Genomic DNA, 12,057 nt, shown 5'->3' with positions numbered 1-12,057 from the left:
CTTTTGATTTAACATTTAATTCAATTAATTATCATATTAAGGAATTTCAATTGAACACCTGGGCCCAAAGTCTATTTGTAAACGGATGCAATGAATATCTTCGTTTCACATGGAAAATAAAAAGCAACCGAAGTCCCTTTTAACAGGTACCCCGGCTGCTATTTCTTCATTACTCACTCTAATAGTATCGCATTTCTCTAGTCAAACTTCCTTAAATCTTACTTCCATTCTTACTAACCATGTCACCTGCTCTGTCCTAATCTTGCCTGCGATTTCGAGTTACTTCTAGCTCTTCAGCTGCGCCAGGATTTGTGGATCTTTGATCTTCTTATCTTCTGCGAGCAGCATGATTTTGGATAAAATCTCAGCTGTTCTTGGATCTTCGTCCAGGAATGGCAGGAAGATTCTCCCCCGATGCTGACTATGCACAGGTACGATATATAGTGCGCCAGTTGCCTGTTTAAATACATTGCCACTGCCAAGATGAACGGCATATTCGCCGAGGTCTCCTTCGATCCGTGCATAATTGCCATCCAATCGTACATTGTCTATCTTAAGTAGACGAAGTGATTCATTCACGATAACATGACGCATTTCAATGGTTGTCAGGCTGGCTTCCGGATCCACCCCGCCCACATGTGCAACACTGAGCACCAGATCAACATCACGCATGACCTCCGAGAAGAAGACCTTCGGTACATCTTTCAAGGCTACAGGCTTATACGTTTTGCGGTCATAAAATTGTACTGTCTCCAGCGTAGGTGCTTCCGTATCTGCCGGTGAGAACCAGTCTGCCATGGCATACAGATTAGCTATCAGGTTATGCTCATAGCTGACTTTCTGCAAGCCTTCCTCATAACTGACGGTCCACTGGCGTCCTTTGAGCAGGGCAACCGTCTTCTTCGGTTGAATCTGATACCCGGCATACCGGCGGGAGACGGTTCCATTCGCAAGCTCATCCTCATTTGGAAGGTACAGCTCACGGAAGACCTGTTTGAACGGCTGTCGTTCCTGACGGGTGAACAGATCCCGCTGGTATTCGCTCCATGTCCCGCTGCGGAATAATTGCAGAGGATGTGCAATCACCAGTGGATCCTGTTCCTGCAATGCATGTGTGGTACTTTGTTCGTCAGGTACAATCAGGCAGGCAGATTCCGCATCGAAATACCCCAAGCGGTCACCTGACTGGAATACCAACGTGCGAATCAGCGGTCGAATGACCGGATTTTGCATGAGGCTGGCAACTTCCTGGACGGTAAAGGCCGTCTCTGCTGTCATGGAACGCTCCAGCTCCTGTTTTGCCCGGCGATACTGCTGGACCAGATCCCCTTTTAATTCCTTCAACTCCGTAATGTATCCCTCTTTCTTGAATCGTGCAGGGACCGATTTGAGTGTCTTCCCTTTACTTACAAGAACCAGCTCGGATTGCCCATCCTCATCAATGACCAATTGTGCTGTCGTTGTCTCATCCAGGGCCTTCGGTTCAAAATAGGATTTCATCTCATCCAGCTTGCTCGCTTCCATGTTCCAGATCAGCCGGGTAACGTCCGTATACCCTGCATTGCGGGCCAGGTTGCCAAGAGCAATCTGCGCGGCTGCACCTTCACTAGAACGACGCTGTGCTCCAAATTGCTTGCTCTCCAGCAGGAATTTCTGAATGAAATCATAACGTTCTCGCAGATCCTGTTCCTGCTCCGCTTGGAATGGAATCAAACTGTACGTGAGCAGATGGTCCTTATTACGCTTCTCCTGTACAGATTGACGCATATCCTCCAGACGAAGCTTCCCTAACGCTGCATCGGCGAACAACTGGGATCTGCGGTGGTTTGCTCCACCCGAAATGTATTTGGCACAATCATATAACAGATTGAACCGTTCCTCGCCGACAGCAGCATAAGCTTCCTCGAACCAGGCAATATCAAATGCGCCGTCGTTGAATTCCTGCGGCGATATCGGTGAATAGTGAGCGACAATGGTTTCCTTTTCAGCCGTAAATCGTTCATTAATGTGGGCATGGAAGTACCATGCGGCACTGCGAAGTCCTTCCCATCCCAAATGCTTCGATACGATCTCCATCCACTGCGGTGCGTACATGGCCGCTTCCAACAGCTTTTTCTCTTGAATCGGATATTGCTCAAGTAGTTGGCCCAGGAGAGTATCATCCTCACCCTCACGTGGATGGCAAACTTGAATCAGGTGACTGAACGTCTCCTTGCGTGTTGTGTTATCTCCGTAGCTGTAGATATAGCCTCGTACAAACGTATCCTTATCCATGGCTGAGACCAGATGCACCCAATGCTCCATGCCTTCAATTCGTTCAAACTTCATGGCCAGTGTGCTGACTTCGGTGGAAAGCTCACCTCGTGTCAGTTCGATCTCCAGAATTCGTTCAACGACAGTATTCCGCAGCTCTATAAGTTCCGGATCATCCGTGATGCCTTCGGTGCGTGTCGACGTCAGCTCACGAATGAATGCAAAACGCTCCCCGCCCGTCAGCAACTGACGATACATGGTCTGATCATCAATCAAACGCAATTTGAATGCCCGCACGTAATCCTCGAATGATAACAGGGAGAAGCGCTGTGTATTTCCCACAAGGTTGATGAACTGATACCCCGTTTGAAAGAATCTTTGGAAACTGGCATCATCATATATTCTGCTTCTTACCAGGTAGTTCCACCGTTCCGTCAGGATATGAAGCATGCCAGCTTCCTTCTCCAGTTGATCGTCCGGCATACTGGCGATAATGGCAGCCCATGTCTTCTCCGCGATCTCAAATGTATCTGCAGGGTTGCTGTCCCTGAACGCTGCTGCAATCAATTCAGCAACCTGATCCTTGTAGGTCAGCGAAGCCGCCATCTGTTTCATTTCTTCCATATAGGAAAGAGGATAGGTCTGTTCGGCAAAAGACTTGCGCCAGCCTTCCAATAACGGAATTTTGCTTAATTCGTTATAATCATATTGATCGTGATAATAGCTGTAATGTTCATTTAAGTTGCCGCTCAGTGTGCTGAATTGCAAAATAAAATAAAGCTGCATGAGTTCCAGGCTGTTCAGATCACTCTGCGCAACATATGCCTCCCAAACGTCGTGGAGAGGATATTGCTCCATCTGTTTCATCTGATTTCGTTCCGCATAGGAGAACCTAGAGCGCAGGCCGGATCCAATCAAAAGCGTCTCACGGTAGCCCGCATAATACTCTACCTCATATTCATGATCCCTGTGTTGATGAACCAGTGCATCTAATCCTTCCATAAACGGTTTGGCCTTCTCCAGCGAGAGGGTGAAGATCTCCTTGGGATTGAAATCACTAAGATCACGCTTCTCCTGCAGCAGTGGCTCCACCCGGGATGGATCGAACAATCCAAAACCATTCGAAGAGGTATATCGGCTGCCTTCCTCCGTCAGCTTGTCCAGCAGCTTTTGCTCCTTCGCGGTAGGCTTCTGGATCAGTCCTGCTAACGGCTGTAATTGTTCATGCTGATCTGCACGTTCCGGATCTGCAGAAATCTCGGTCAACAGTTCCAGTGCGCCCAGACGCTGCAATTCATTCTTCGCCTTCAGCAAACGTTCCAGTGAAACAACTAGTTGATCCACAGGTTGCAGCAAAAGAACCTGAATGACCTTCTGCCGAAGTGAACCGGTCTTGAGTTTGAGCAAGGCCTCCATCTGTTTCATCTCGTCAGTAATCAGCTCAAGCTTCCTCACTTTGACTAAAGCAATCTCCCGGTTGCTCATGCTTTTGTCGGACAGGCTCTCAAACACAAACTGTCTTTGCACCTCGTTATCGGGCTGCTGAACGAACTGGGATAACAGCTCGCCTCGAAGTTCGGGGCTCAGCATGTCCTTGATTGCAATGACTTCTCCGATCCAATCGGGGTCCATATCATACGCAGCCAGATAGAGCATTTTTTTGACCACATCATTCCGTTCAATCCGGTAATGGACATATTCAAGAACGCCAGATGGTCCACCTTCCCCTCCCAGAGGAATGCGCTCCAGCAGCTGCTTAAATTGATCGAAGTCCTGACGCCGAATTGCCTTGTCTTCAAAGACAGGCAGGGGCGAAATGTGAATGCTGCGCAGATTCTCTCCATCCTCGAAGTGCCAGTTATGCATGTACATGGCATCATAGTTTTGGATAATCCAGTGCATCAGCTCCAGATCCTGTACGTCCAAATACCGACGGGCAATGCTTAGCCGCAGGTCACGATTCTGACTGTTCGCAAGCACATATTGCGCAACGATTTTCTGATACAGTTGGCCTTGATCCATAATACGGATCAATTTGTCATTGAGATGGTCCTCTTCAATAACAGCCGTCGCCCACAGACTGATGAATATCTTATTGGCATTGGAATCCTGCTCCCAATCTTCACGAACAGCTGCATCGGTCAGCGCTTCAAAGGCTTGCTCAATCAACTGTGATGCAACGCGCGAATTGGCCGCTTCAATTCCGAGCCCTGTCCATACAGCCAATGCTCGAACCACTGAACTGAAACGAATCAGATTGTGATCGATGATTACTTTTAATATGTATATAAATGCTTCAATGGTTCCTTCATCCATCCGTTCAACGATACTTTGGCGCAGTCCTTCCTGCAGTCTTGCTGCCACAAGCAGCTCACCAACCATATGGTACGCCTCTGTCTGGTCACTCATGAATATGCCTTTGATCATCTCGCCAGTAAGCAACGCCGACTGATTGTCGCCATATATGATCTCGTGTAATGCCTGCTTCATATCTCCGTTGCCATGGTCCAGTTCATAGGCGATGCAGTCCGGAAGCACAGATCGGATCTCATACAGATAATCAAACTTGTATTCACGAACAGATACATATTCGTTCAGGGAGAATTGCCGCATCTCCATGCGCAGCAGTCCAATGAGTTTCCGGATCACCTGTCCAATATGCTGTTCAGGATCGGAAGTGCGAAATGGCCGGCGCTCATACATGATGCTGTACGGGTAATTTGTGGCACGGTCAGCAATGTAACGGAATCGTTCCACCAACCGTTCATTCGTCAGCTGCCCAAGCACATTCAGCAAGGGTTCGAATAAGGGCTCTCCCGTTTCGGCAGCCTGCTTTTGAAGAAATTCCTCTGTATTCAGATATACTTTTTCATCTCCGCGCAAATATGTGGAACCAGCCATCTCCAACACATATCCTGCAAGCTCCTGCCAGGTCCCGTTCAATGACTCTACCTTCTCTTGCAGACCGTTGATATACACCTGTTCATTATCGTTCTGATTCATCCAATCTCCTCCTTATCATTTATTACCACAAACGGCCGGCAAGCATGGTGAACCGGATAAACACCAATTCGTCATCTTCCTGCAGCTTCAGTGGTGCATCCAGCTCGGACAATTCTTCATCATTGAGGAAGACTTTGTATAGTCCATCTTCATAAGCCATCATAGCCGTTTGGACCGCATGCTCCAGGTCTTGAATCTCCTCATTGTACACTTCACCAAAACCGACTTTTCCCGTTAATCCCTTAAGTTGAATCTCCTCAGGCATAAGATAGGTGAGTAACGCCGCACTGTTTTTCTTCTCCTGAAGAGCGTTCACCTGCACGTGTACCATATGTTTGATTAGTTCTCGTAACGTTCCGGTTGTTTCCGGAAGTGCTGTGGCTTGCTTGGCAAGTGCAGGCTTGCGTTTGCCCAGGCTTTTGACCGTGACCCATACGTTCACAACGCACCCTCCCTTCTTCTATATGAACTGACTAGTTACATCTCACCAGTCTGGTAAAAAACTAAAAATGCGTACACATGTACCCCTTATTAGCATCATAACCAATATTTCCGCCACAATCATGAGCCATTCCTCACGTTTACCTGAAACCTGCGAACTACTGCACTCCCAACGTACTTACGCAAAAAAAAGCCGGGTTGTTCCAATAACCTTGGAACTCCCAGCCACATCAGCATTCATGCAGACCTGATTTGTGTTATGAGAAAATGAACAGCTTTGGATTCATCTGGCCAATCGCACGGGGCGAATCGTTACAGCCGCCGTTTTGAAGCCTGGCATACGGCAAAAAGGGTCCAGTTCGGGTCTTGTCGCCCGATTGACGTTCTGAATGCCACCCCAATGCATCGGTACAAACAGTGTGTCTTCGCGAATATGTTCCTTAATACGTGCACGTACCGTGAAGCTCCCATGCACGGATTGAATCTCGACCCACTCTCCATCCATAATTCGATTACGCGCAGCTGTAGCCGGATGAAGTTCCACAAAATTCTCCAGTTCACGGGCTTCCAGCGTTGGGCTCCGATGGGTCTGTACGCCAGTTAGATAGTGAGGAAGGACGCGGCCATTGGTCAGAATCAGAGAAAATTCCCGGGAGGTATCCTGCCAACCGACACTTAATTCACTCGTAAATGCAGCCCTGCCGTCCTCATGGGAAAACCGCTCACTGAACAGCAGCCCTTCACCCTCATCCTCCAGAGAAGCGCAGGGCCAATAGATCCCTTTTTCTCTTCGCAGACGTTCATAGGTCATCCCATAGTAATCTGCAATTCCACCCCGGCTCGCCAGTCTGAGCTCATTGAAGATATCCTCGGCACATTCATATTGGAAATATGAAGCTTTGCCAAGCCCCCCAGCAATGAAGCATAGAATATCCCAATCGTGACGGGTATCCCCTGGTGCTGGCCTACCCTGTTCACGTAATAGAACCCGGCCTTCCAGATTGGTCAGCGTACCTTCGTTTTCCAAATAAGAGGTGACCGGAAGCACCACATCGGCCATCTTCGCCGTCTCGGACAGAAACATATCCGCCACGACCAGAAACTCCAGCTTGCGAAGACCTTCTTCTACCAGGCGTACATTGGGATTGGAGACGACCGGATTGGAGCCCATCACAAGCAGGCCACGAATTTCCTGCTCATGCACCCGCTCCATCATTTCGTAGGCAGAGACGCCTTTTCCCGGCAAGGTTTCGGGCGCCACGCCCCAGACGGATGCTACATATGCACGGTCCTGCGTATTCTCTATGGAACGATATCCCGGCAGCTGATCGGCCTTCTGCCCATGCTCTCTTCCGCCCTGTCCATTTCCCTGTCCAGTGATCGCACCGTAACCACAGCCTGGTCTGCCGATTTTTCCAGTCGCCAGTACCAAGTTCAGAAAATGACGGACAGCGAGATGTCCATCCGTTTGCTGTTCCACTCCGCGCGCAGTCATGATCATGCCTGTCTCCGCCTGACCATAGGCCATTGCGGCCTGACGGATCAGGGTCAAATCCACCCCGCATTGCACTGCGGATTCTTCCAGGTCTATCTCGCTCAGTGCATTCTGCAAACTCTCATAGCCTTGGGTTCTTGCATTAATAAAATGCTGATTCACAAGTCCCGCTTCCATAATGACCTTCAGCATGATGTTCGCAAGCCGTGCATCCATACCCGGCTTGATCTGCAAATGAAGGTCGGCAATGGCTGCAGTAGCTGTCTTGCGCGGATCAATAACGATAATGTATGCTCCATTTTCCTTCGCCTGGTTGAAATAAGGCAGCAGAGTGGGCTGGCACTCTGCAACGTTGGTCCCTGCAAGTACAATGCACTCGGCCCGAGGGATGTCGGACAAGCGGAATGTCAGCCCCCGATCCATGCCAAACACCTTACTTCCTGCAGAGGCAGCGGCAGACATGCAGAAGCGACCATTATAATCAATATATCGTGTCCCTAGAGCAACCCTTGCGAATTTTCCTAGCAAATAGGCTGTTTCATTGGTGAGGGAACCCCCTCCATACACACCGATTGCATCGGCACCGTATTGATTCTGAAGACTGGTAAAACGCCCTGTGATATATTCAGTGACTTCTGGCCATGAAGAAGGTATCAGTTCACCATCCCGGCGGATGAGAGGCTGCAGAAGTCGCTGTCCACTCAGTGCATGCTGATGTGCATTCATGCCTTTGACACACAATCTCCCCTGTGAAGCTTCATTCGGCACGCCTTCAACGGTGTACGTGGCACGGCGCTCACCAGCGATGGGCCCAGCAACTTCCTCGACGGTCATTTTGCACTGTACGCTACAATAGGGGCATTGTGTCTCCCTTACATGCAGTTTTGAAACAAACGAACTGTGTTCCATGGATGTCTTCATTCCATCTTCACTCCCTTCCCTACCTTTTTGATCAAGTAAGTGTCAATTCGCTTACCGTTCTGCCCGCCAGCTCGTTCTGGAATTGTGGATCCAGCAGATTTTCGCGGATTGATATGAATCCCAATCGCTCTACCCATGCCCAGAGGGGTTCATCGTACCAGGCGGTTCGGCGATACCACTCCACGCATGCCGAGATCAGCCGCACTGCATCTTTTTCCGTCTCGGCAAGTCCGAGGAGTCCCCCCTCTTTTACCGGATGGGCTGCATGACCACCCGCGTAAATTTCCCAGCCGGCGGGAGATTCCTGCAAACCGATATCCTGCACGATGGGGCTGACCCATGAGCTTGCTTCACCCGACAAGACGACCCTCACGGGAGCAGGCATATCTGCATTGACCCACCTGAATTGAAGGTCCTCTGCCATGGCTTCGAACTTCATATCACCTGCATGGACCTCGATACCCACAAATGTACCCCGAGGGATATCGTTCCGGTCTCCAGCCCAATCAGGCTGCTGCACACTTATCCACTTTCCGGTTATCTTCAAATAGTAACGAAGTGCTGGATGGCAGATACCGCAGCCTTCTTCTGTTCTCCAGTCCAGCTGCTGCATGATTCTTTTCATTCCATCTCCCTCATGAATTCCATACAGATGGTGATGCTCTACTGAAGCTGCAAGCTCATAGGGATCTTCATTCGACAACCGATTGAGCGCTTCTTTCAGTGAGGCATGGCCCAGATCCGTACAGCTGCAAACAGGCCATTCTGCCTTTTTTGCTGCAGCTGCTGTTCCACCTGCACCACTGCCGTTTTTCTGAAGATTCAGGGTATGCTTCACCAGTGCCGCCACCATCGGGCGACATCCGCCGCAGGAACCCGAGGCCTTGGTATGTTCCTTGACCTGCTCAGCCGTCTGCAGCCCCTTGTCCTGTATGGCTCTCATGATCGTCAATTTGCTCACATTGTTACAGGCGCACACCGTCTCCTGATCAGGCAATGCTGCTGCTGCCTTCTCGGCTGGATTCGTCCCTTCCTCGCGCGGAGCGAGTTCTTCGATGCCAGCCCCACGCTGTACAAGTCCCAATAGGCTGGCACTCTCCGTCGTATCCCCGAACAGGATCGCTCCACTTACGTGCCCTTCCTTCATCAATACTTTCTTATACGTACCGCGAATACCATTAAGCATCTGTACAGCCGTCCGCATCTCTTCTCCGCTAATGTTTCCGGCCGAGAACACGTCAACGCCAGAGACCTTCAGTTGGGAATAGGGAATAGAACCCTTATACGCTGTTGTCTCCTGCCCACATAAAAAACGTGCGAGTACCTTACCTTGCTCATATAAAGGAGCTACCAGACCGTAACTGATGCCCCGATGTTCGGCACATTCACCCACAGCATAAACATCAGGTACGCTGGTACGCATATAATCGTCGACCACGATCGCCCGATTAGTCCTGATTCCGCTCCGCCGTGCCACGTCCACATTGGGGAGAATGCCCACGGCAACAACGACAACCTGTGCTTCAAGCCTGGATCCATCTGTAAATTGAAGCCCCTGAGCCTGGGACCGGCCAACGATTTTTTGTGTGTTTTTGGCTAACAGGAACGACATGCCTTGAGCTTCCAACTCGTGTTGAAGCATGGTCGCTGCCTGCAGATCCAACTGCCGGTTCATAATATAAGGTGCGTTATGTACCACGACTGCTTCCATTCCCAAATGCAGCAGCCCGCGGGCAGCTTCAAGTCCAAGTAAGCCGCCACCAATAACGGCCGCCTTGGCATGTACTTTGGAATACGCGGACATACGTGTGCAGTCATCTATGGTGCGAAAAGACATGACCCTCTCTTTATCCATACCAGGAATGGGCGGAATAAATGGAGCAGACCCTGTCGCAAGGATTAGAATATCGTAGGACTCCCTCATCCCGGATAACGTTTCAATCGTTTTGGACGGAGTATCAATCTTGTGGACCGTCTCTCCCGCACATAGCCGTATGCCATGCTCCTCATACCAGCTCCAGTCGTTAATGATAATGTCCTGTAGATCGTGCTCACCCTGTAATACTTTGGATAACATGATCCGATTATAGTTGGGACGTGGTTCACTTCCGTAGATGACAATCTCGAATGTATCCGGAGATGCGGCTATGATCTCTTCCACACACCTAACACCTGCCATTCCATTTCCAATAACGACCAGTCTCTTCTTGCTCATGGGCTGCCCCCTGTCTCTATAACATGTTGAGTAAAAAATAAACAGAAAAATCCCTTCTCCATGGATCGGAAAAGGGCACCGTTGCCTCCGGAATTCACACGCCATTGTGTGATTTCATATTAGATTCAGATTACGGCAAACCATTTTATATGTCAACAAAATTAACACACATTTCTGAATTAAATTTCAAAACGATTTAATTTAAAATTTAATGTTATTTTTCTTGACACAAATAAATTCTCTTTTTATAATTTGAATCAAAATCACCGTGCTGTGATCAAATCAGGTGCAGGAACACAATGACGTGTCCTGCCTGTCGGCAATGAGGCCGCAAATCGTTCATCATCTGGACGAATTGCGGCCTTTTTCTGCCTGAACTGCACAAAGACAGGGTAAGATTATTCAATTGGATGAGGAGCGATGCTGAATGGTGGAGAGCAAAAGTTTTTGGAAGAGCGGGCATAAGCCCAGTCTCTTCGGGGCATTTCTGTATTTTGATATCAGTTTTATGATTTGGGGCATGCTTGGCCCCCTCGCGGTTGTGATTGCCATGGACTACCCGATGACCCCTCTGGAAAAAGCCAACCTGGTGGCACTGCCCATCCTTGGCGGCTCCATTCTTAGACTTGTGCTTGGCTTTATGTCCGATTATATTGGTCCAAAACTTACGGCCCAGATCGGAATGGGAATAACGCTAATCCCCTTATTATTAGGCTGGTTGTGGGTAGACTCACTAAGCCAGTTGTATGTTGTTGCTCTCCTGCTCGGGGTTGCCGGGGCCTCTTTTGCCGCCGCCCTTCCACTCGCAGGACAATGGTATCCCAAGGAGCACCAGGGACTTGCTATGGGAATCGCGGGAGCAGGGAATAGCGGGACGGTACTCGCTACCCTTTTTGCCAACCGACTGGCTACTCATTTCGGCAGCTGGGAAGTCGTTTTTGGACTCGCCATCATTCCAATCGTGGTCGTTTTTATCCTTTTCTCTATCTTCGCCCGTAACAGTCCCAACCGGCCAGCACCGAAGAAGCTCTCTGAGTACGGCACCTTGCTGAAACAAAGGGATGCCTGGGTATTCTGTGCATTTTATTGTGTTACCTTTGGCGGTTTCGTGGGATTGTGTAACTATCTGACCATCTTCTTCAACACCCAATATGGCTTGTCTCCTGTCCGAGCCGCTGATATTACAACCTTTTGCGTTATTGCCGGAAGCTTCTTCCGACCTGTTGGCGGTTACTTGGCAGACAAGATTGGTGGTACGCGGATGCTGACATTCCTATACACTGGTGCCTGTGTCATGCTTGTAGGTGTATCTTTCCTCCCTCCACTTCCTGTGGTCGTCGTCATGTTATTCCTGGGCATGATGTGCCTTGGGGCTGGTAATGGTTCCGTGTTCCAGTTGGTTCCGCAGCGTTTCGGCAATGAAATCGGTCTGATGACAGGCATTGTCGGCGCGGCAGGTGGCTTGGGCGGATACGCACTCCCGTTGATTCTTGGTCAACTGTACAGTTCCTACCAGTCCTATACGCCGGGATTCGTCATCCTTAGTCTGATCGCAGCCGCGTCCATGCTGCTTGTACTGGTTATGCAGTCCAAATGGCGCGGCCAATGGCTGAAGAAATCTTTTACGAGCAAAACGGAATCCACATCCCTCTCTTCATAGAGAATACAGGTGACCAGCAGTATCTAAAAAAGAGAACAGCACAGCCTTTCGGCTGCTGCTGTTCTCTTT

Annotated in this window: 5 protein-coding genes; 1 reads left to right on the top strand and 4 read right to left on the bottom strand. The window is 49.5% G+C overall.

The window, feature by feature from the left end; translation table 11 throughout:
* Positions 1–285: 285 nt before the first annotated feature.
* The 4 genes from AC3WQ3_RS17925 to AC3WQ3_RS17910 form a co-directional block, all read right to left on the bottom strand.
* Positions 286–5,256, bottom strand: a complete 4,971-nt coding sequence (locus AC3WQ3_RS17925) for a DUF4132 domain-containing protein (RefSeq protein WP_492472994.1) — start codon at positions 5,254–5,256, stop codon at positions 286–288.
* A gap of 22 nt (positions 5,257–5,278) precedes the next feature.
* Entirely contained in the window at positions 5,279–5,698 is a 420-nt protein-coding gene (locus AC3WQ3_RS17920; RefSeq protein WP_492472993.1) for a hypothetical protein, read from the bottom strand.
* 282 nt (positions 5,699–5,980) lie between these two features.
* Positions 5,981–8,113, bottom strand: a complete 2,133-nt coding sequence (gene nasC / locus AC3WQ3_RS17915) for an assimilatory nitrate reductase catalytic subunit NasC (RefSeq protein ID WP_492472992.1) — start codon at positions 8,111–8,113, stop codon at positions 5,981–5,983.
* Positions 8,114–8,144: 31 nt separating this feature from the next.
* The gene (locus AC3WQ3_RS17910) at positions 8,145–10,328 is read right to left on the bottom strand and encodes an FAD-dependent oxidoreductase (protein ID WP_492472990.1); all 2,184 of its coding nucleotides are present in this window, start codon (positions 10,326–10,328) and stop codon (positions 8,145–8,147) included.
* Positions 10,329–10,758: 430 nt separating this feature from the next.
* On the opposite strand from AC3WQ3_RS17910, the gene AC3WQ3_RS17905 reads away from it, so the two are divergent.
* Positions 10,759–11,988 carry a nitrate/nitrite transporter gene (locus tag AC3WQ3_RS17905; RefSeq protein ID WP_127538597.1) on the top strand — a complete coding sequence of 410 codons (1,230 nt, stop codon included), beginning with the start codon at positions 10,759–10,761 and terminating at the stop codon, positions 11,986–11,988.
* Positions 11,989–12,057 lie beyond the last annotated feature (69 nt).

The organism is Paenibacillus sp. FW104-T2 (genome assembly GCF_058789975.1).
This window is presented reverse-complemented; position numbering and strand designations above follow the sequence as displayed.